The 19,795-nt window shown below is 74.6% G+C and carries 19 protein-coding genes; 10 read left to right on the forward strand and 9 right to left on the reverse strand.

The features are described 5' to 3' along the window. Positions 1–19: 19 nt before the first annotated feature. The gene (locus ACL02R_RS10435) at positions 20–604 is read right to left on the reverse strand and encodes a hypothetical protein (RefSeq protein WP_412796564.1); all 585 of its coding nucleotides are present in this window, start codon (positions 602–604) and stop codon (positions 20–22) included. 28 nt (positions 605–632) lie between these two features. After that, a complete protein-coding gene (locus ACL02R_RS10440; RefSeq protein ID WP_412796565.1) occupies positions 633–2,081 on the reverse strand; it encodes an MFS transporter in 1,449 nt (482 codons plus the stop codon). A 349-nt stretch (positions 2,082–2,430) separates the two neighbouring features. On the opposite strand from ACL02R_RS10440, the gene ACL02R_RS10445 reads away from it, so the two are divergent. From ACL02R_RS10445 to ACL02R_RS10455, 3 genes are all read left to right on the forward strand, one after another. Continuing rightward, on the forward strand, positions 2,431–3,177 hold the full coding sequence (locus ACL02R_RS10445; protein ID WP_412796566.1) for a DUF3027 domain-containing protein: 747 nt from the start codon (positions 2,431–2,433) through the stop codon (positions 3,175–3,177). Positions 3,178–3,301: 124 nt separating this feature from the next. Beyond that, positions 3,302–6,427 (forward strand): sacsin N-terminal ATP-binding-like domain-containing protein, encoded by a 3,126-nt coding sequence (locus ACL02R_RS10450; RefSeq protein ID WP_412796567.1) that lies wholly within the window; start codon positions 3,302–3,304, stop codon positions 6,425–6,427. Continuing rightward, the gene (locus ACL02R_RS10455) at positions 6,424–7,245 is read left to right on the forward strand and encodes an endo alpha-1,4 polygalactosaminidase (protein ID WP_412796621.1); all 822 of its coding nucleotides are present in this window, start codon (positions 6,424–6,426) and stop codon (positions 7,243–7,245) included. Before ACL02R_RS10450 ends, ACL02R_RS10455 begins: the two co-directional genes overlap by 4 nt. Positions 7,246–7,262: 17 nt before the next feature. Here the strand turns inward: ACL02R_RS10455 and ACL02R_RS10460 are convergent, their stop codons facing one another. Genes ACL02R_RS10460 through ACL02R_RS10470 form a run of 3 tightly spaced genes read right to left on the reverse strand, consistent with a single transcriptional unit; the run spans position 7,263 to position 10,647 of the window. Then, positions 7,263–7,967 (reverse strand): alpha/beta fold hydrolase, encoded by a 705-nt coding sequence (locus ACL02R_RS10460; protein ID WP_412796568.1) that lies wholly within the window; start codon positions 7,965–7,967, stop codon positions 7,263–7,265. Between the two features lie 10 nt (positions 7,968–7,977). Continuing rightward, positions 7,978–10,353 carry an HAD-IC family P-type ATPase gene (locus ACL02R_RS10465; protein WP_412796569.1) on the reverse strand — a complete coding sequence of 792 codons (2,376 nt, stop codon included), beginning with the start codon at positions 10,351–10,353 and terminating at the stop codon, positions 7,978–7,980. 27 nt (positions 10,354–10,380) lie between these two features. Continuing rightward, positions 10,381–10,647 (reverse strand): DUF2530 domain-containing protein, encoded by a 267-nt coding sequence (locus ACL02R_RS10470; protein WP_412796570.1) that lies wholly within the window; start codon positions 10,645–10,647, stop codon positions 10,381–10,383. 167 nt (positions 10,648–10,814) lie between these two features. Between ACL02R_RS10470 and ACL02R_RS10475 the strand changes: the two genes are divergently transcribed. Both ACL02R_RS10475 and ACL02R_RS10480 read left to right on the forward strand, forming a co-directional pair. Continuing rightward, the gene (locus tag ACL02R_RS10475; RefSeq protein WP_412796571.1) at positions 10,815–11,258 is read left to right on the forward strand and encodes a MarR family winged helix-turn-helix transcriptional regulator; all 444 of its coding nucleotides are present in this window, start codon (positions 10,815–10,817) and stop codon (positions 11,256–11,258) included. 95 nt (positions 11,259–11,353) lie between these two features. Further along, positions 11,354–12,685 (forward strand): MFS transporter, encoded by a 1,332-nt coding sequence (locus tag ACL02R_RS10480; protein WP_412796572.1) that lies wholly within the window; start codon positions 11,354–11,356, stop codon positions 12,683–12,685. Between the two features lie 49 nt (positions 12,686–12,734). Here the strand turns inward: ACL02R_RS10480 and ACL02R_RS10485 are convergent, their stop codons facing one another. Continuing rightward, positions 12,735–13,253 (reverse strand): N-acetyltransferase family protein, encoded by a 519-nt coding sequence (locus tag ACL02R_RS10485; protein ID WP_412796573.1) that lies wholly within the window; start codon positions 13,251–13,253, stop codon positions 12,735–12,737. 42 nt (positions 13,254–13,295) lie between these two features. Between ACL02R_RS10485 and thpR the strand changes: the two genes are divergently transcribed. The 4 genes from thpR (at position 13,296) to ACL02R_RS10505 (ending at position 15,623) form a co-directional block, all read left to right on the forward strand. Continuing rightward, on the forward strand, positions 13,296–13,829 hold the full coding sequence (gene thpR, locus ACL02R_RS10490; protein WP_412796574.1) for an RNA 2',3'-cyclic phosphodiesterase: 534 nt from the start codon (positions 13,296–13,298) through the stop codon (positions 13,827–13,829). Between the two features lie 180 nt (positions 13,830–14,009). Then, positions 14,010–14,603 (forward strand): TetR/AcrR family transcriptional regulator, encoded by a 594-nt coding sequence (locus ACL02R_RS10495; protein WP_412796622.1) that lies wholly within the window; start codon positions 14,010–14,012, stop codon positions 14,601–14,603. Beyond that, positions 14,600–15,427 carry an alpha/beta fold hydrolase gene (locus ACL02R_RS10500; RefSeq protein ID WP_412796575.1) on the forward strand — a complete coding sequence of 276 codons (828 nt, stop codon included), beginning with the start codon at positions 14,600–14,602 and terminating at the stop codon, positions 15,425–15,427. The genes ACL02R_RS10495 and ACL02R_RS10500 overlap by 4 nt, the downstream gene beginning before the upstream one ends. A 73-nt stretch (positions 15,428–15,500) precedes the next feature. Further along, the gene (locus tag ACL02R_RS10505; protein WP_412796576.1) at positions 15,501–15,623 is read left to right on the forward strand and encodes a hypothetical protein; all 123 of its coding nucleotides are present in this window, start codon (positions 15,501–15,503) and stop codon (positions 15,621–15,623) included. Positions 15,624–15,647: 24 nt separating this feature from the next. On the opposite strand, the gene ACL02R_RS10510 is transcribed toward ACL02R_RS10505, so the two are convergent. After that, positions 15,648–16,103 carry a MarR family winged helix-turn-helix transcriptional regulator gene (locus tag ACL02R_RS10510; RefSeq protein ID WP_412796577.1) on the reverse strand — a complete coding sequence of 152 codons (456 nt, stop codon included), beginning with the start codon at positions 16,101–16,103 and terminating at the stop codon, positions 15,648–15,650. Positions 16,104–16,267: 164 nt separating this feature from the next. Between ACL02R_RS10510 and ACL02R_RS10515 the strand changes: the two genes are divergently transcribed. Next, positions 16,268–17,716 carry an MFS transporter gene (locus ACL02R_RS10515; RefSeq protein WP_412796578.1) on the forward strand — a complete coding sequence of 483 codons (1,449 nt, stop codon included), beginning with the start codon at positions 16,268–16,270 and terminating at the stop codon, positions 17,714–17,716. A 61-nt stretch (positions 17,717–17,777) separates the two neighbouring features. Here the strand turns inward: ACL02R_RS10515 and ACL02R_RS10520 are convergent, their stop codons facing one another. Both ACL02R_RS10520 and ACL02R_RS10525 read right to left on the reverse strand, forming a co-directional pair. Continuing rightward, positions 17,778–18,524, reverse strand: coding sequence for a hypothetical protein (locus ACL02R_RS10520; RefSeq protein ID WP_412796579.1), 747 nt, complete (start codon positions 18,522–18,524; stop codon positions 17,778–17,780). A gap of 3 nt (positions 18,525–18,527) precedes the next feature. Beyond that, on the reverse strand, positions 18,528–19,736 hold the full coding sequence (locus tag ACL02R_RS10525; protein WP_412796580.1) for an NlpC/P60 family protein: 1,209 nt from the start codon (positions 19,734–19,736) through the stop codon (positions 18,528–18,530). Positions 19,737–19,795 lie beyond the last annotated feature (59 nt).

Raw genomic sequence — 19,795 nt, forward strand, 5'->3', positions numbered from 1 at the left:
GGGCCCCTCTCTCGGTTTCTCAGTCCTCGTGGTCCTCGGGCGCGAGCCGGACGCTCCACGTGCCCTGGAGGAGACCCAGCGCGTTGGCCTGGAGCTCCTCGGCGGTGGCGGCCTGCCCGAGGTCGCCGTCCGAATCGTCCTGCAACTGGCCCACGGTCAGGTCGAGCGAGCCGTCCTCGGGCATCGCCACCCCGTACTGCTCCCACTGCCGCGCCTCGGCGAACAGCTCGTCCGTGTCGAACGTCTGGTAGGTGCTGGTGTACGGGTCCTGCTGCTGGTGCGGCATCCCGTTGAGCAGCAGCACCCAGCCGTCGTCCGCGACCTCCGGGTCCACGCCGATGCGGAACGTGTCGCCCGACCTGGTGGCGAACTCCGGGCTGTCGTCCGGCGTCACACAGTCGTCCGCGCGGTCGGCGTCGATACCGTCGCCGTGGTAGCAGTCGTGGTCCGCCTCGAACGAGTCGGTGTGCGTGTTCAGCGTGAAATGGGCGCTCGGCGTCGGCTTCTGGCACGCGGCGAGCACGACGAATCCCAGCGAAACAGCGCCGACGGCAACAGTGGTGCGGATGGCCCGGCGGCCCCGGCTCGTGGAGATCGCAGTCATGCGGGCAGGGTACCCGCGCGCCGGGACGTCACCGGACGCGGGGGTGCGGCGTGCCGCGCCGCGCGGCGCTCAGCAGGCCGCGCGTCGCCAGCACCGTCCCCACCAGCACCAGGACGGCCGCCACCGCCATGCCCAGCGTCCCGTCCAGCGGCAGCGAGATGCCGATCGCGCCGCCCACCACCCACGACATCTGCACCGCCGTCTCCGACCGCGCGAACGCCGACGTCCGCACCACCTCCGGCACGTCCCGCTGGATCATCGCGTCCAGCGACAGCTTGCCCATCGCCTGGCAGATCCCCGCCACCGCGCAGACCGCCACCACCGTCACCGCGCTGTACGCGACCGCCGCCGCCGTCGTCACCGTCAGCGCCGTCAGCAGCATCGTCAGCAGGATCAGCTCGGGCGCCCGGTCGCGCAGCCAGCTGCCCAGCAGGTTGCCCGCCGCGTTGCCCGCGCCCGCCGCCAGGCCCACCAGGCCAAGCGAGAACGCCGCCGACAGCCCCGGCAGCGACTCCGTGCGCAGCAGGAACGCCATGAAGAACAGCAGGAAGCCCGACAGCGCCCGCAGCGACGCGTTCGCCAGCAGCGCCTTCGCCACCGACGAGCCCGGCGCCCGCAGCAGCCCGCCCCGCGCGCCGTCGTCACGCTCCCGCGCGAGCGCGGCGCGCGTCTCCCGCAGCTCCGCCAGGTGGTACGTCCGCTCGCCGCGCGCCAGGTCCACCTGCCCCGGGAGGCGGAAGGAGAGGAACGCGCCCGTCACGGTGACGGCGCAGGCGGCGTACAGCGGCCACCGCGAGCCCAGCGCGCCCAGCGCCAGACCCACGGGCGCGGCGGCGCCGGCGGAGATCAGACCCGTCAGCGTTATCCGCGCGTTCGCCTTGACGAGGGAGACGCGCGACGGCAGCAGCCGTGGCACCACCGCGGCCCGCACGATGTTGTACGCCTTCGAGCACACCAGGACGCCGAGCGCCGCCGGATACAGCGCCAGGCCACCGCCCGCCACCGCGCCCGCGATGACCAGCGCCAGCACGCCGCGCGCCAGCAGCGCCGCCGCCATCGCCGCGCGGCGGCCGTGCGGCACCCGGTCCAGCAGCGGCCCGATGACCGGCGCGAGGAGGATGAACGGCGCCATCGTGATCGCCAGGTACAGCGCCACCCGGCCGCGCGCCTCCGCCGTCGGCACGGAGAAGAAGATGGTCGAGGCGAGCGCCATCGTGATGAGCATGTCCCCGGCCGAGTGCACCGCGTGCAGCTCGATCAGCTTGGACAGGCCCGACTCGCCCGCGCCCTCGGCCGTCGTCGCCCGCCTGATGCGGCGGCCGACGAACACGGGGAAGGCCCGCAGGGCGTGCCCGCCCACCCGGGCCGTGCGGGCCAGGCGGCCCGAGCCGGTCTTGTTCTGGGTGTCGGACGAGCTGCCACCAGCCACGGCCTCAAGCCTACGGGCAGCGGGCCCGGCGGTTCGTGCTTCGCGCATGGCATTTACCTGGGTTTCCGCGGCGGGTACGTCGCTGTTCGAGAGGGCCGACAGGGCACGCCGCCCGCCTCCGCCGGGGAACCGGCGGCGTGTTGTGCCGTTCCGTCTACCCCGCCGCCCGTCACGCATCCGTACGGGTCCGCTACAGCCGTCCGGGCGCCCGTCCCCCCGTCGCGGGACGCGCGCGTCGGCCGGTCGGGGTGTGCGGTAGCGTGGGCGTCCGGTGCGCCTTGCCTCGTTCAGCATGACGTCGCAGCGGTCCCCAGCGTCCGCTCCGTCGGCTCCGTTCGCCCTCAGGCGCCCGCACCGGTACGACGGCGGAGGAGAGAGAGTTCTCGTGAATGCTGGGATGCGAAGCCGTACGCCCGACCGGCTCTGCGCCGAGGCGGTGGACGTGGCCCGCGAAGCAGCCGCGGAGGCGGCGCACCCGCAGCCGCTCGGCGCGTATCTCGGTGCCGTCGCCGAGGGCGACCGGCTGGTGACCCACCTCTTCGCCGCCGAGGACCCCGGCTACTCCGGCTGGCGCTGGGGCGTGACCGTCACCCGCGCGGCGCGCGCCAAGTACGTCACGGTGGACGAGGTCACGCTCACACCCGGCCCTGACTCGCTGCTCGCGCCCGCCTGGGTGCCCTGGCACGAACGGCTGCGCCCCGGCGACCTCGGCCCCGGCGACCTGCTGCCCGCCGAGGACGACGACCCCCGCCTCGAACCGGGCTGGGAGGCCACGGCCCCCGAACAGGAGACGGCCGAACGCGCCACCGTCACCGACGTCGCGCTCCAGCTCGGCTTCGGCCGCCCGCGCGTCCTGTCGTGGCTCGGCGCGCAGGAGGCCGCCGACCGGTGGGAGGAGGCGTTCGGGCCGGAGACGGCGATGGCGCAGGCGGCGCCCGCCGGGTGCGTCAGCTGCGGCTTCCTGCTGCCGCTGGCGGGCTCGCTGCGCCAGGCGTTCGGGGTGTGCGCGAACGAGTACTCCCCGGCGGACGGGCGGGTCGTGTCGCTCGCCTACGGTTGCGGCGCCCACTCGGACGCGGAGCAGCCGAAGCACCAGCAGCCCCCGCCGCCGGTCATCGACCACCTCGGCGCCGACCCGCTCTGACGCCCTCGCCCGCGCGTGCCGCGGGCGGGTGTCCCGGGGGTGGCCGGGGCGCTGACCAGGGGCGGCAGGTGGGGCCGCGCACCGGCATCCGGCGGGGGTCCGCGTACCCGGTACTGTCGCTCCCGTGACGACCGACCAGCACGACGATCCCTTCGGCACCGGACGCCTGCGTTCCGGTGTGCTGAGCGCATGGACCGCCTCGTCGGCCAGGTTCCGCGAGGACGCCAACGCCGAGGAGGACCTGGCGCGCGGCGGCTACCGCGACCGGCTCGTCGTCGAGCTGGCGCAGAACGCCGCCGACGCCGCGGCCCGCGCCGACGCGGAGGGCCGCCTGCTGCTCGACCTGCGCGACGGCGTCCTCACCGCCGCCAACACCGGCGCCCCCCTCGACGCGGCGGGCGCCGAGTCCCTGTCCACCCTGCGTGCCTCCGCGAAGCGCGACCCTGAGGGACCAGGCGGCACCGTGGGCCGCTTCGGCGTCGGCTTCGCCGCCGTCCTCACCGTCAGCGACGAGCCCGCCGTCGCCAGCGCGGGCGGCGGCGGTATCCGCTGGTCGCTGCGCGAGGCCGCCGAACTGGCCCGCGCCACCGCCGAGGACAACGACGCGCTGCACGCCGAGCTGGACCGCCGCGCCGGGCAGCGGCACGCCGTACCCCTGCTGCGGCTGCCGTTCCCCGACCCGGACGCGGCCGTCCCCCAGGGCTACGACACGGCCGTCCGCCTGCCCCTGCGCGACGCCGCCGCCGAGGACCTCGCCAACCGGCTGCTCGACGCCGTGGACGACACGCTGCTGCTCGCCCTCCCCGGGCTGACCGAGATCACCGTCACCACCCCGAGCGGCCGACGTACCCTGACCCGCGCCCAGTTCGGCCCGTACACGCAGATCACCGAGGAGCCGGGACCGGCCGGCAGCGCCGTACGGTCCACCCGCTGGCGCGTCGCCACCGCCGGCGGGGAGGCCGCACCCGAGCTGATGGCCGACCGGCCGCTCGAAGAGCGCGAACGCACCCACTGGTCCGTCACCTGGGCCGTCCCCGTCGACGCCGAGGGCGCCCCCGCCGCGCCCGCGAGCGCGCCCGTCGTCCACGCCCCGACGCCCACCGACGACGCGCTCGGCCTGCCCGCCCTGCTGATCGCCAGCTTCCCCCTCGAACCGACGCGGCGGCACGTCGCGCCCGGCCCCCTCACCGACTTCCTGCTGGAACGCGCCGCCGACACCTACGTCTCCCTCCTCACCGACTGGCGGCCCGTCACCACCGGGACGCTCGCCCTCGTCCCCGGGCCCCTCGGGCGCGGCGAACTCGACGGCGCGCTGCGGGCGTCGCTGCTCGACCGGCTGCCCGGCGCCGCGTTCCTCCCGGGCGCCGCGCCGCACGCCGAGGGCGCGCCCGAGGCGCTGCGGCCCAGGGAGGCCGAGCTGGTGGAACGGGCGGGCGCGGAGACCGTCGCCGTGCTCGCCGAGCTGTTCCCCGTCCTGCTGCCCGCCGGGCTCGAACGGCGCGCGGAGCTGCGGGTCCTGGAGGTGGCGCGCGTACCGCTCGGCGAGGCGATCGACCGGCTCGTGGGCGTGGAGCGGCCCGCCGAGTGGTGGTGGCGGCTGTACGAGTCGCTGGCCGGGGTCGATCCGGAACTGCTGACGGGCCTCCCGGTGCCGCTCGCGGACGGCCGCACCACCATCGGGCCGAGCCGCGTCCTGCTGCCCGTGCCGGGGACCGACCCGGCGGACCTCGGGCGGCTCGGGCTGAGGATCGCCCACCCCGAGGCGGCGCACCCGCTGCTGGAGAAGCTCGGCGCCGCGCCCGCGACGCCGCGCGCCGTCCTGACGAGCCCTCAGGTGCGGGCCGCCGTCGCCGCGTCGGCCGACCCGGACCCGGACGTGTGGGACGAGGACGCCGTACCGGCCGCCGAACTGGCCGGGATCGTCCTGGCGTTGGTGCGGGACGCGGGCCTCGGGCCCGGCGACGAGCCGTGGCTGTCCGCGCTCGCCTTGCCCGACGAGGACGGCGAACTGTCGCCCGCCGCCGACCTCGTGCTGCCCGGCAGCCCGTTCGCCGGGATCATGCGTGCCGGTGAACTGCCCGCCTGCGACGACGCGTTGGCGGCCGAGTGGGGCGCCGTGACCCTGGCCGCCGTGGGCGTGCAGGCCGACTTCGCGACCGTGCGCGCCTCCGACGTCGTGCTCGACCCGGACGACCTCGAACCGCGCGACTCCTCCTGGGACGAGCCCGACGACGTCGGACTGCTCGACTCCGTGGACGTCTGGTGCGAGGAGGTCCTCGACGCCCTGCCCGACGCGGATCTGCCGCCGGTCGCCACCGAGGTCGTCGGCATCCGCGACCTGGAACTCGTGGACGACGCCGCCTGGCCGCGGGCCCTCGCCCTGATCTCCGGCTCGCCCGCGCTGCGCGCCGCCCTCACGACGCCGCTGCGCGTACGCATGCCGGACGGCACGGTGGAGCGGGCGCGTTCGTACACCGCCTGGTGGCTGCGTGGGGCGCCCGTCCTCGACGGGCGGCGGCCGGCGGGGCTGCGCGCCGCCGGGGGAGACCCGCTGCTCGCCGGGCTCTACGAGGACGCGGACACGGCCGACGTGGACGACGAGGTGCTGCACGCCCTCGGCGTGCGGACCAGCGCCCGCGCGCTGCTCGCCGAGCCGGGCGGCGCGGCCGACCTGCTCGCGCGCCTGGCCGACCCGGACGTGGCGGTGACGCCCGCCCAACTGCACGGTCTCTACGCCCTGGTGGCCGAGCTCGACCCGGAGGCCGTCACGCTGCCCGACGAGCTGCGGGCCGTCGTGGACGGCGAGCCCCGCGTCGTCCCCGCGGCGTCGGCGCTGGTCGCCGACGCCCCCGACCTGCTGCCGCTGGCGACGGGCCGGGCGCTGCTGCCCGTACCGCCGGAGCTGGCCGCCGACCTGGCGGCGGTCCTGGACGTGCGGCCGCTCAGCGCCGCGCTGCCCGCGCCGCCGCCCGAGGACGGCACGGAACGGGAGGTGCCGGAGGCGGCCCGCGAGCTGCTGGGCACCGACACCCCGGCCACCTATGTCGAGCACGACGAACTCGTCGTGGACGGCACGGAGATCGAGTGGCGGCTGACGGCGGACGGCGTGCTGCACGCGGCGACGTTCGAGGGCCTCGCGGCCGGGCTCGCCTGGGCGACGGGCCGCTGGCCGCGCCGCTTCGAGCTGGCGGCGCTGCTGGAGGACCCGGCGCGGGCGGCGGAACTGGAGACGGCCCGGTGGTTCGACTGACCGGCGCGCGGGCCGCCCTGGTCGCCGCGCTGCCGGCGTTCGCCCTGGCGGCCTGCGGCGGAGACAGTGACCCGGAGCCCGAGCGCGAGCCCGAACCGGAGTCCGCCGTCGCGGAGTTCTGGCGGCCCGCGCCCGGCACGCCCTGGCAGTGGCAGCTGTCCGGCACGCTCGACACGACCGTGGACGTGCCGGTGTACGACGTGGACGGCTTCGAGACGAGCGCCGCGCAGGTCGCCGAGCTGCACGAGCGCGGCACCCGCGTCATCTGCTACGTCAACGCGGGCGCCTGGGAGGACTTCCGCCCCGACGCCGACGCGTTCCCGGAGGAACTGCTCGGCGAGGGCAACGGCTGGCCGGGCGAGCGCTGGTTCGACATCCGCGCACTCGACACGCTGCGCCCGCTGCTGGCCGCACGCTTCGACATGTGCCGCGACAAGGGCTTCGACGCGGTGGAGCCCGACCTGCTGGAGGGCTGGACGAATGACACCGGCTTCCCGCTGACGGCGGACGACCAGCTCGCGTTCAACCGCATGGTCGCGGAACTCGCCCACGAGCGCGGCCTGTCGGTCGGCCTGAAGAACGACGGCGCGCAGGCCGCCGAGCTGGTGGACGACTTCGACTTCGCGGTGAGCGAGGAGTGCGCGGCGTTCGGCGAGTGCGCGCTGCTGCTGCCGTTCATCGAGCAGGACAAAGCCGTGTTCCACGTCGAATACGACCTGGCGGCCGACGAGTTCTGCGCGGAGACGACGGCGCTCGGCTTCAGCTCGATGGTGAAGCGCCTCGACCTGGACGCCTGGCGCGACCCCTGCCCGGCCTGAGCCCGGCGGCGCGACGGTCAGGGGCGCTTCCTCGCGGCCGCCGCGAGCAGGACGTCGGCGAGTTCGCGTGGCCGCGAGTACATCGGCCAGTGGCCGGTGTCCATCTCGACCAGCTCCCACCGGGGGCCGGTCAGCAACTCCACGACCTCGGGGAACGGTTCGGGCCAGTCCAGCAGGCATTTCACGTAGGTCGTGGGCAGTTCGGACAGTGAACGGTCCAGGACGGCGGGTTCGGTCAGCGGGGCGCCCGGGTGTGGCGCGGCCTCGGCCAGGAGGCGGGCGAGCTGCGCCTCGGTGAGGCCCTGGCCTCCGAACTCGGCCGGCGCGGGCGGCGGCCAGACGCCGTCGTGCGCCTCGATCGCGGCGAAGATCTCCGCCCCCCTGCCCGACGGGTTGGCGAAGGCGCTGCCGTCGATCGGGATGTTCGCGTCCACGTACACGACGCGGGCGAGCCGGTCGCCGATCCGCGCCGCGGCCTGCCCGACCGGGATGCCCGAGTAGCTGTGGCCGACGAGGACGACCTCGCGCAGGTCCCGCGCCTCGATCGCGCCGGTGATGTCCTCGACGTGCGTCCGCTGCCCCGCCGGGACGCCCTGCCGCGCGCCGAGCCCCGAGAGCGTCAGCGGATGGGCGCCGTGCCCGGCCGCCCGCAGGTGCGGGACGACGTCCGACCACGCCCGTTCGTCCAGCCATGCACCGGACACCAGTACGAATTGCGTCATGGCGGGGAGACTACTCCGGATTCCGGTCCGCGCGGGCGCGGCGCACCCGAACGACCACTTCGAGCAGCACGCACGCCGCCACCGCCACCCCCACGGCCGTCCACGGCAGGAACCAGCCCGCGAGCCGCAGTTCGAAGAACCGCTGGAGCCACGGCACGGCCATCACCAGCAGGAACGCCGCGCCCATCGCCGCGACCAGCAGCACGCGCCACCACGTCAGCGGCCTCGCGATGATCACGACCACCCACAGCGTGATCAGGAACAGCGTCAGCGTCGCCGCGCTCGTCTCGGCCCGCAGCGCGCCGTCCGTCCGCCCCGCGTAGTGCCCGCGCGCGAGCAGGTAGACGGTGAACGTCGCGACGCCCGCGATCAGGCCGAACGGCACGGCGATCCGCAGCACGCGCCGCACGAACCGGGGCCGCGCCCGTTCCGTGGTGGGCGCGAGCGCCAGGAAGAAGGCGGGGATGCCGATGGTCAGCGCGGACAGCAGCGTCAGGTGGCGGGGGAGGAACGGGTAGGGCACGGCCGTGCAGATGACGGCGACGGCCATCACCACCGAGTAGACCGTCTTGGTGAGGAAGAGGCCGGCGACCCGCTCGATGTTCCCGATGACGCGGCGGCCCTCGGCGACGACGGAGGGGAGGGTGGTGAAGTCGTCGTCCATCAGCACGATCTGCGCCACCGCGCGGGTGGCCTCCGACCCCGAGCCCATGGCGACGCCGATGTCCGCGTCCTTGAGGGCCAGCGCGTCGTTCACGCCGTCGCCTGTCATGGCGACGGTGTGGCCGCGTGCGCGGAGGGCGTGGACGAGGGCGCGCTTCTGCTCGGGGGTGACGCGGCCGAGGACGGTGGCCCGTTCGACGGCCGCCTCGCCGTCCCCGCCGTCGTCCTCCGGCAGCGTCCGCGCGTCCACCGGGTGGTCCGCGCCCGGCACGCCGAGGCGGGCGGCCACCGCGCCGACCGACACGGCGTTGTCGCCCGAGACGATCTTGGCGGCGACGTCCTGGTCCGCGAAGTACCGCAGTGTCGCGGCGGCCTCGGGGCGTACGCGCTGTTCGAGCACGACGAGCGCGGCCGGTTCCGGCGGGTGCCGCCGGGCGTCCGCCGGGGCGTCCAGGGCGCGGTCACTGGCGGCGAGGAGGAGGACGCGCAGGCCCCGCGCGTTCAGCCGTTCGGTTTCCACAAGCTGTGGATGGCCTTCCGGCAGCAGCACGTCGGGCGCGCCGAGCAGCCAGGTGCCGGCGCCGTCGCCGCCGGTGAGGACCGCGCCGCTGTACTTGCGGGCCGAGGAGAACGGGAGGGTGTCCGCCGCCCGCAGGCCGTCCGGCGGCGGGCAGGCGTCGGCGATGGCGCGCAGGCTCGCGTTCGGACGCCGGTCGGCGGCGCCCAGCGCGCCGAGGACGCGGCGCGCGCACTCCTCGGACGTGCCGCCGAGCGCGTGCAGCTCCGCCAGGTCCATGCCGCCCTCGGTGAGCGTGCCGGTCTTGTCGAGGCAGACCGTGTCCACGCGCGCCAGGCCCTCGATCGCGGGCAGTTCCTGCACGAGGCACTGGCGGCGCCCGAGCCGCACCACGCCCACCGCGAAGGCGACCGACGTGATGAGGACAAGGCCCTCCGGCACCATGACGACGATCCCGGCGACCATCCGGCGGATCGCCTCGCGCACGTCGGCGCGCTCCACCAGCAGCTGGCTCAGGATCAGGCCGAGCGCGGCCGGGATCATGATGCCGACGCAGTAGCGCAGGATGCGGCCGATGCCGGTGCGCAGCTCGGAGTGGACCAGCGTGAAGCGCGACGCCTCGTCCGCGAGCCGGGCGGCGTACGCCTCGCGCCCGACGCGGGTCGCGGTGAACGCGCCGCCGCCCGAGGTGACGAAGCTGCCGGACAGGATCGCGTCGCCCGGCCGTCTGACGACCGGGTCGGCCTCGCCGGTCAGCAGGGACTCGTCCATCTCCAGGCTGTCGGCCTCGGTCACGGTGCCGTCCACCGGCGCCTTGTCGCCGGGGCCCAGCTCGATCAGGTCGCCGAGCACGATCTCGTGCTGCGCGACGCGCGCGGTGCGGCCGTCGCGGCGTACGGCGGGGCGTGACTCGCCGACGACGGCGAGGCTGTCGAGGGTGTGCTTGGCGCGCAGCTCCTGCACGATGCCGATGGCGGCGTTGGCGATGACGATGAAGCCGAACAGCGCGTCCTGGAGCGGGCCGACGACCAGGACGACGAGGAACAGTGTGCCCATCAGGCCGTTGAAGAAGGTGAAGACGTTGGCGCGGACGATCTCGCCGACGGAGCGGGAGGAACGGGTGGGGATGTCGTTCACCCGGCCGTCCCGGACGCGTTCGGCGACCTCGGCCGCGGACAGTCCGGGCGCCGCCCCGTTCTCCGTCATGCGACGAAGGTAGCCGGGCGGTCGCGCTCAGTCGGCCTGACGCTCCCGGGCCGCGCGGATCGCGGCGTCGCGGCGGCGGACGAACCAGATGCCGAACGTGCCGAGGCCCGCGCCCGCCAGACAGCACCACAGCCACCACGTGTGCCCGTGGTCGTCGAACCAGCCGTAGAAGGGGAGCTGGGCGACGAAGAGGACGGCCCAGACGGCGGTGCCGGTGACGATGGTGCCGACCACCGGGCCCTCCAGGGGCTCGGGGGCCTCGCGTTTGCCGTCGGTCAGATTCGCCCAGCGCATGGCGCAAGCGTACTCGGGGGATGCGCGGGGTCCCCGGGGCCGCCGGGGGTGTGCGCGGCGTGGAGGTCTCGTGCGATGCGTCACTCCGACGGCCGAACAGGAATGTACGCAGTCATATGGGCGTAATATCTTTCGTTAGACAAGCTAATGAGTGATGGCGGTGGTGCATGCCCGAGCTGAAGCTGGACGATCCCGAGGACGCCGAGGCGGTCAACGCGCTGCGGATGGGCGTCCTGCGGCTCTCCCGGCGGATGCGGCACCTCAGCGGGGACCGCACGCTGGGGCTGGCCGAACTGTCCGCGCTGGGCACCCTCGCCCGCTGCGGACCGCTCGCCCCCGGCGAACTGGCCCGCAAGGAGCACGTCCAGCCGCCGTCCATGACCCGCATCATCACGCTCCTCCAGGAGCGCGGACTGATCGAGCTGACACCCCACCCGGACGACCGGCGGCAGAAGCTCGTCGCCGTCACCGACCAGGCCGAGGAGGTGCTGGAGGCGAGCCGCAGCCGGCGCAACGCCTGGCTGGCCGGCCTCGCCGCCGAGCTGGACGAGGAGGAGTGGGCCGCGCTCCGCGACGCGGCGCCCGTGCTCCACAAGCTCGCGCACCTCTGAGCCGCACCGAAGAAGGACCGCAGGACGACCGCACCGCAGAACCACCGCACCGCCGAAACACCGCACGACTGTTTCGCACGAAGGAGTGTTGACTTTTGAGTCCGGGACCCGGAGCAGACTCCGCACCCGCACCCCTGACGACCGACAAGATATCCACCTTCAGCTCCTTCCGGGTCCGCAACTACCGGATCCACTTCCTGGGCTCCTCCGTCTCCAACATCGGGACGTGGATGCAGCGCATCGCCCAGGACTGGCTGGTCCACGAACTGACCGGCTCCGCCGCCGCCGTGGGCATCACGATGGCGCTCCAGTTCCTCCCGATGCTGCTGTTCGGCCTCTACGGGGGCGTCCTCGCCGACCGCCTCGACAAGCGGCGCCTGCTGCTCGGCACCCAGGTCGCGCTCGGCGTCACGGGACTGACGCTGGCCGTCCTCACGTTCACCGGCGTCGTCAACGTCTGGCACGTCTACGCCGTCGCGTTCGTCGTCGGCATGGTCACGGTGGTGGACAACCCGGCGCGGCAGACGTTCGTCTCCGACATGGTCGGGCCGCGCCTGCTGCGCAACGCGGTCTCGCTCAACTCGGCGAACTTCCAGTCCGCCCGCCTCGTCGGCCCCGCCGTCGCCGGTGTGATGATCTCCGCGGTCGGCTCCGGCTGGGCGTTCCTCCTCAACGGCCTGTCGTTCGCCGCGCCCGTCATCGGCCTGCTGATGATGCGCACCGCCGAGCTGAACCCCGCCGAGCGCACCCCGCGCGGCAAGGGCCAGCTGCGCGAGGGCCTGCGCTACGTCGGCAGCCGCCCGGACCTGCTGTGGCTGATCGTCCTGGTCGGCTTCATCGGCACCTTCGGGTTCAACGCGGCGATCTGGCTGGTCGCGTTCACCGACACGGTGTTCCACTCCGAGGCCGGGACGTACGGCCTGCTGAACTCGCTGATGGCCGCCGGGTCCGTGGTCGGCGCCCTGTTCGCCGCGCGGCGCGGCAGCCGGCGGATGCGGTTCACGGTGGCGGCCGGCGCGCTGTTCGGCGTCGCGCTGACGGCGGCGTCGCTCGCGCCCTCGTTCTGGGTCTTCGCCCTGGTGATGCCGCTGGTCGGCATCGCGTCGCTCACGTTCCAGGTCACGGCGAACTCCAGCATCCAGCTGGCCAGTGACCCCGCCATGCGCGGCCGGGTCATCAGCCTGTTCATGATGGTGTTCGTCGGCGGCACCCCGATCGGCGGACCGCTGACGGGCTGGATCACCGACCAGTTCGGCGCCCGCCTCGGCATGGCGTCGGGCGGCGTCATCTGCCTGCTGTCCGCGATGGGCGTGGCGCTCGTCCTCGCCAGGATCGGCGGGCTGCGCCTGGAGATCTCGCTGCGCGCCGGGCGGCGGCGGGTCGCGTTCGTCCCGCGCGACCGCGGCAAGCTGACCGCCACCGCCTGACGGCGCGCGACGGCCCGGCACACCCCCGCGGGTGCGCCGGGCCGTTCCGTCAGACCTGGCCGCCCGTGAGGACGCGCCGCCCCAGCACCTGGCCCTGCCACTCGCCGACCGCGAACGTCTCGACGGGCGCGAAGCCCTGGCCCGTGTAGTACGCCACCAGCGCGCCGTCACCCCCCGCGTAGCAGTCCACCCGCAGCAGGTCCACGCCCTTGCGCCGCGCCTCCCCGACCGCGTGCCGCAGCAGCGCCGCCCCGACGCCCCGGCCCTCGAAGCGCCGGTGCGCGACGAGCAGCTGCACGTAGACCTCCGGCTCGTCCGCCGGGCGCACGTGGGCGCGCGGCGCGGGCAGCAGCACCATCGCCCCGGCGGGCACCCCGTCCAGCTCCGCGATCCACGTCTCGCCGTCCCGCACGTACCCGGCGACGCGCTCCGGCAGCCCCTCGCGCGTGGACCACGGCTCGGTGCCCCACTGCCCCGTCCGGCCGCGTGCGACGAGCCACTCCACCGCGCTGTCCAGCATCCCCAGCATCGCGGGTACGTCGTCCGGCCCACCTCGTCTGATCTGCATGGCGGTTGATCATACGGGCGGCGGGCGGGGATGATCCGGGGCATGAGGCTGTTCGCGGCGGTGGTGCCGTCCGAGGAGGTCGTCCGGGAACTGCGGGCGCGGGTCGCCGGGCTGCGCGGCCTGCCGGGCGCGGACACGCTCCGCTGGAACGACCCGGCCGACTGGCACGTCACCCTCGCCTTCTACGGGGAGCGCACCCCGGAGGAACGGTCCCGGCTGCTCGCCGGGCTCGCGCGGACGGCGGCGCTCACCGGCCCGTTCACGCTGGGGCTCGCGGGCGCCGGGGCGTTCGGGGAGCGCGTGCTGTGGGCCGGGGTGACGGGCGACACGGGCGCGCTCGTACGGCTCGCGGGCGCCGTGCCGCGCCAGGAAGACGAACGGCACCCCGCGTACCGGCCGCACCTCACCCTCGCGCGCGGCGGGCGCGGCGGCGTCCTCGCCCCGTACACGGCGGCGCTGGCCGGGCTGCGGACGGGGGAGTGGCGCGTGGAGCGGCTGCTGCTGATGGGCGGCACGGACGGACTCCCGTACACGACGGAGGCGGAGTGGCGGCTGGGCGTACCGTTGGACGGGTGAACGCCAGGACCAGGACCCGCATCGTCACCGCAGCGCTGGTGGCACTGCTCGCCGTCGTCGTGGTCGCGGCGGCCATCGGCTGACCCCCCTCCCCACACCCCCCCCGCTTCGGCGCGCCCTCACAAACCTAGGCATGTTAGGTTTCTGCCTGCAAGCCCCAGGTTCGAGGAGGTGGCGCCCGTGGTCCGCGCCGGACTGACACCCGCCCGGCTCACGGCGGCCGCCGCCGAGCTGGCCGACGAGCAGGGCATCGACAAGGTCACCCTGTCCGCGCTCGCCCGCCGCTTCGGCGTGAAGGACGCGAGCCTGTACGCGCACGTCAGGAACGTCCGCGACCTGCACGTCCGCGTCGCCATGGCCGCCTCGGCCGAGCTGAACGACCGCATCGCCGCCGCCGTCGCGGGCCGCGCGGGCAAGGACGCCCTGACCGCCTTCGCCGACGCGTACCGCGACTACGCCCTCGCCCACCCCGGCCGCTACGCCGCCACCCAGCTGCGCATCACGCCCGAGGAGATCACCGACACCGCCGAGCTGCTGCGCAGCATCGACCTCACGTACGGCATGCTCCGCGCCTACGGCCTCACCGAGCCCGACCTGACCGACGCGGGACGGCTGCTGCGCAGCGCGTTCCACGGCTTCATCCACCTCGAACTCGGCGGCGGCTTCCAGCACACCCGGCGGCTCGACGACTCATGGGCCCGGTCCCTGGAGGCGCTGCACGTCCTGCTGGAGAACTGGCCGTCCACCGCCCAGGAACGGAGCGCACGCCCATGAACGCCCCCCACACCCTCGCCGTGCCCGGCGCGGCCCTGCACCACGAGGTGCGCGGCGAAGGGCCCGTCCTGCTGCTGATACCCGGCGGGGCCGGGGACGCCGGGATGTACGCGGGCATGGCGCCGCTGCTCGCCGCCTCGTACACCGTCGTCACCTACGACCCGCGCGGCATGTCGCGCAGCCCCCTCGAAGGGCCGCCGGGCGACCAGCGCGTGTCCGTCTGGGCGGACGACGCGCACCGGCTGCTGGACCACGTGGCGCCGGGCGCCGAGGCGTCCGTCTTCGGCAGCAGCTCGGGCGCGATCGCCGCGCTCGGCCTGCTCGCCCGGCACCCGGAACGACTGCGGCGGGTCGTGGCGCACGAGCCGCCGCTCGTGGAACTGCTGGCGGAACCGGCGCCGCACCGCGCGCTGTTCACCGGCGTCCGGGACACGTTCCGCGCGGAGGGCGCCGGGGCGGCGATGGAACGGATGGCGGCCGGTCTCGGCGGCGGGGGGCGCACGGCGGCCGAGGTGACGGAACTGCCGCCGTGGATCGCGGAGATGGCGCCGCGCATGCACGCGAACACGCCCTACTTCCTGGAACACGTGCTCTGCCCCTTCACCGGCAGCACGCCCGACGTGGACGCGCTGGCGGCGGCGGCCGACCGCCTCGTCCCGGCGGCGGGCCACGCGTCGCGCGGCATCACCCCGCTCTACGGCCCCGCCGCACGCCTGGCCGAACTGACGGGCCGCGACCTGTCCGAATTCCCGGGCGGCCACCTGGGCGCCGTCGAAATTCCGACAGCCTTCGCGAACAGCCTCCTCCAGGCCCTCGCCGCGTAGCCCCCGGGCGGGTCATGGGCGGGCAAAGGATACGGGCCGGGCTGGTGGAATCGGCGAGCCGGGGCACCAGGGGTTGCGTGGCACCGAGGGTGTCCGTCGGACCGGAGAAAGGGGCACGCCCATGTACGTCAGCCTGGGAACCATCCTGCTGATCGTCATCATCGTCGCCGTCGTCATGATGCTGCGCAGGAGCTGAGGCGGGGGCGGCCGTGGGGTCGTGTCAGGGGCGTGGCCAGGGGCGGCCGTCGAGGCGTTCAATGTCCGTGTTGAAGCGCTGGAGGTAGGTGGCGAACGCCGCCACGTCGTCGTCGCTCCAGTCCGCCATCACGCGGTCGAGCGCCGCCACGTGCGCCTGGCGCGCGGTCTCCAGCTCCCGGCGCCCCCGCGCGGTGATGCGGAACTTGCGCGCCATGCCGCCCGCCGGGTCGGGGATGCGCTCGACCAGGCCGTCCCGCACCACGGCGGCGGTCTGCCGGTTGAGCGTCGAGTGGTTGAGGCCGAACGCGTCGCTCAGCTCGCCGATCGACATCGCCCCCTGCATGTCGAGGCGGCTGAGCAGGATGTACGCGCTGCGGTCGAGGTCGGTGCCCTTGGGGCGCGTGCCGCCGGGCCGCAGGAAGGTGTGCCGTCCGAGCACCATCTGCTCGAACTCGACTCTGTGCGTGGGGCCCGGCATGTCCGTCGTCCTCTCCGGCGGGGTGTGCGCCCGCGCGCACGTCTCACGTCTCCTCAGTATGCCAGTGGCGTGCATCGTGCATGCAACGTGCATGATGCATTGAGCGTGTAGAGTGCACCGTCGCGCTCGTACGCACGTACCACCGACCGAGGAGTTCCCTGCCCATGGACGGCCCCAAGACCGCCACCCGTACGGGTGGCATCGTCGCCACGCTCGCCCTCGCGGGCACCGTCGCGGCGATCATGCAGACGCTCGTCACCCCGCTGATCGGCGACCTCCCGCGCATCCTCGACACCTCGCCCTCCAACTCCTCCTGGGTGATCACCGCGACCCTGCTGTCCGGCGCCGTCTTCGTCCCCATCAGCGGACGTCTCGGCGACCTGCTCGGCAAACGCCGCGTGCTGCTCGCCTGCTGCGTGCCGCTGCTGGCGGGGTCGCTGGTCTGCGCGGTCGCCACGTCCGTCGTGCCGATGATCGCCGGGCGCGGCCTCCAGGGCATGGGGATGGGCATCGTGCCGCTCGGCATCAGCCTGCTGCGGGACGTGCTGCCGCAGGAGAAGCTCGGGTCGTCCATCGCGCTGGTCAGCGCGTCCATGGGCATCGGCGGCGGGCTCGGCCTGCCGATCGCGGCGGCGGTCGCCGAGTACGCGGACTGGCGCGCCCTGTTCTGGGGCTCGGCGGCGCTGACGGTCGCCATCGCGGCGATGGTCTGGTCGTTCGTCCCCGCCTCACCGGTCCGCGACCGGGGCCGCTTCGACTACGTCGGCGCGTTCGGCCTCGGCGCCGGCCTGGTCTGCCTGCTGCTGCCCGTCTCCAAGGGCGCCGACTGGGGCTGGGGCGACGGGCTGACGCTCGGCCTCTTCGCCGCCGCCGCCGTCCTGCTGCTCGCCTGGGGCGCCTGGGAACTGCGCACCCGCGACCCCCTCGTGGACCTGCGCGTGACCGCGCGGCGGCGCGTCCTGCTGACGAACGCCGCGTCCGTCCTCGTCGGCTTCGGCATGTACGCGCAGGCGCTGATCGTCCCGCAGCTGCTCCAGCTGCCGGACGAGACCGGCTACGGGCTCGGGCAGTCGATGCTGGCCATGGGCCTGTGGATGGCCCCCGCCGGGCTGATGATGATGGTCGTCTCGCCGCTCGGCGGCATGCTGTCGGCGGCGCGCGGACCGAAGTTCACGCTGGTCACGGGCGCGCTGGTGATCGCGGCCGGCTACGGCAGCTCGCTGCTGCTGCTCGGCTCCACGTGGGGCGTGCTGGCCGTCACCCTGATCTGCAACAGCGGCGTCGGCCTCGCGTACGGCGCGATGCCCGCGCTCATCATGAGCGCCGTGCCCCTGTCGGAGACGGCTTCAGCGAACAGTTTCAACACCCTGATGCGCTCGCTCGGCACGTCGGTGTCGGCCGCCGTGGTGGGCGTCGTGCTGTCGCAGATGACCGTCTCCCTGGGCGGCTTCACCCTGCCGTCCGAGGACGGCTTCCGCGCCGGGATGCTGATCGGCTGCGGCGTCGCGCTCGTCGCGGCGGCCGTCGCGGCGCTGATCCCGCCCGTACGCGGCGCGACGGCCGGCGCGGCGCCGGAGGAGACCCCGGACGCGAAGGTCCCCGCCACGGCCTGATGTCCAGGACCGCCGGTGCCCGGCACCCGCGCCGCCGCGCGGGCGCCGGACACCGGTGCGTTCACCCCTCCGGGGACGGGACGCGAGAGCGCCGCGCGTCGGGGAAGCGGTCGATGCCGGGGTCGAGGAAGTCGATCAGGTCCATCAAGTAATGCTGGAGTGCGACGAGTTTGTCCCGCGCGGCGGTCCCGTCGGCCCAGAGCGCCCAGTAGTCGGCCAGCGGACGCATCCACCGCGCGAACTCCGGATCGCCGAGCCGCGACGAGAACTCCGCGTACCCCATGCACCGTTGACCGGCGCCGTCGCCCCCGTCGGCGACGACCATCACCTCGCCGATCCCCCGCTGCTCGTGCCGGAACACGACGAGCTGCCGCGCGTCCTCCACGTCGTACGCCCCCACCAGCCCGTCGATGCGGGAGATCAGCCGCATGATCCGCCGGTTGTCCGCCCTGTCGCCCAGATCGAGGAATTGAATGCGCCGCCGCAGCATCTCCACGCAGCAGAAGTACTGCGCGAACACGAACAGCGTGCTGCGCAGCGCGTACTCCCGCGTCCTGTCCGTGTACGGGCCGAACTCCTGCACCACCATGTTGTAGAGGCGCGATTGAAGTTCGAACGCCGCCCACAGCAGCGGGTCGCGGTGCAGCGCCATCAGGTCGGAGCGCTCCTCGCTCCGCGCGCGCCGCGCCCGTTCGTCCTCCATGCGCGCCGTCAGCACCGACTGCCGCCGCGCCGTCCGCGCGCTCAGCAGCACACCGGCGAGCGCGACAAGACCGGACACGCCGGCCAGCACCAGCTCCTGCCCCACGGGTCAGGCGGGGCGGCGGGCGCTGTGGAAGGGCATGTAGTCGATCGACTCGTAGCGCACGTACGCGCCGGGCTTCGGGGCATGGATCATCATGCCGTCGCCGATGTACAGGCCGACGTGGCTGATGTCCGCGTAGAAGAACACCAGGTCGCCCGGCCGCAGTTGGTCGCGGGGGACGGAGGTGCCCGCGTTGACCTGGTCCCAGGTGACGCGCGGCAGTTCGACGCCCGCCGCGCGCCAGGCGGCCTGCGTCAGCCCCGAGCAGTCCCAGCTGTTCGGGCCCGTGCCGCCCATCACATACGGCTTGCCGAGCTGCGTCTCGGCGAACGCGATGGCCTGCTCGGCACGGCTCGACGTGCCCGTGTCGCCGCTGGCGGGCGGCGGGGTGTCGGCGGGCGTCCCGCCCTGCGCCTCCTCCTCGGCGGCGGCCGCCCTGGCCGCCTCCTCGCGCGCCGCCCGCTCGCGCTCGGCGGCCTCGGCCGCCTCGGCGGCGGCGCGTTCGGCCTCCTCGCGCTCCAGGCGCTCCAGCTCGGCGAGCTCGGCCTCCTCCTCCGCCGACAGCTCGTTGAGCAGCCGCTGCGCCTCCGCGAGCCGGCCCTGCACCTCCTCCTTGCGCGTCTGCGCCTCCGCGCGGGAGTCCTCCAGACCGGCCAGCGCGTCCGCCGCGTCCAGGCGGCGCGTCTCGGCGTCGCGCCGCTCGGCGGTGAAGTCCTCCAGCGCCTGCTGCTGCACGTCGCCCAGCCGGTTGAGGGTGTGGCGGCCCGCGAAGAAGCTCCGCGGATCGTCGGACAGCAGCAGGTGCGCCGTGTCGGACAGGCCGGTGCCGTGCCGGTACTGGGCGGCGGCGTACGCGCCGAGGGTGCGGCGCGCCTCGTTCACGCGGTCCTCGGCCTCCGCCGCGTCGCCGAGAAGCCGCTCGACGGACTCCTCCTGCTCGTCCACGGCCTCCTGCGCCTCGTTGTACCGCTGCGTCGCCGTCCCGGCCTCGCGGTAGAGGGCGTCCACCTCCGCCCGGACGTCGCGGGCGCGGGCGCGCGCGTCGTCGGCCCGTTCGCGCTGCTCCTCGACCGACGGGGGATCGGCGTCGTCGGCCGACGCGGGCTGGGCGAGCAGCGACGCGGAGGCCAGCGCGGCGGCGCCCACGCCGATCGCGCCACGGCGGGCCGCGGGGGTGTCCAGCACTCCGGTGCGCGGCTTGCGGTGGTTACCCAAGGCCGTGGCCTCCTCAGCGTTCCGGCGGGCCTACTGGCGCTGCACGCTAGTCACCCGGG

The sequence above is a fragment of the Streptomyces sp. MS19 genome, from assembly GCF_047200595.1.
Lineage (GTDB): Bacteria > Actinomycetota > Actinomycetes > Streptomycetales > Streptomycetaceae > Streptomyces.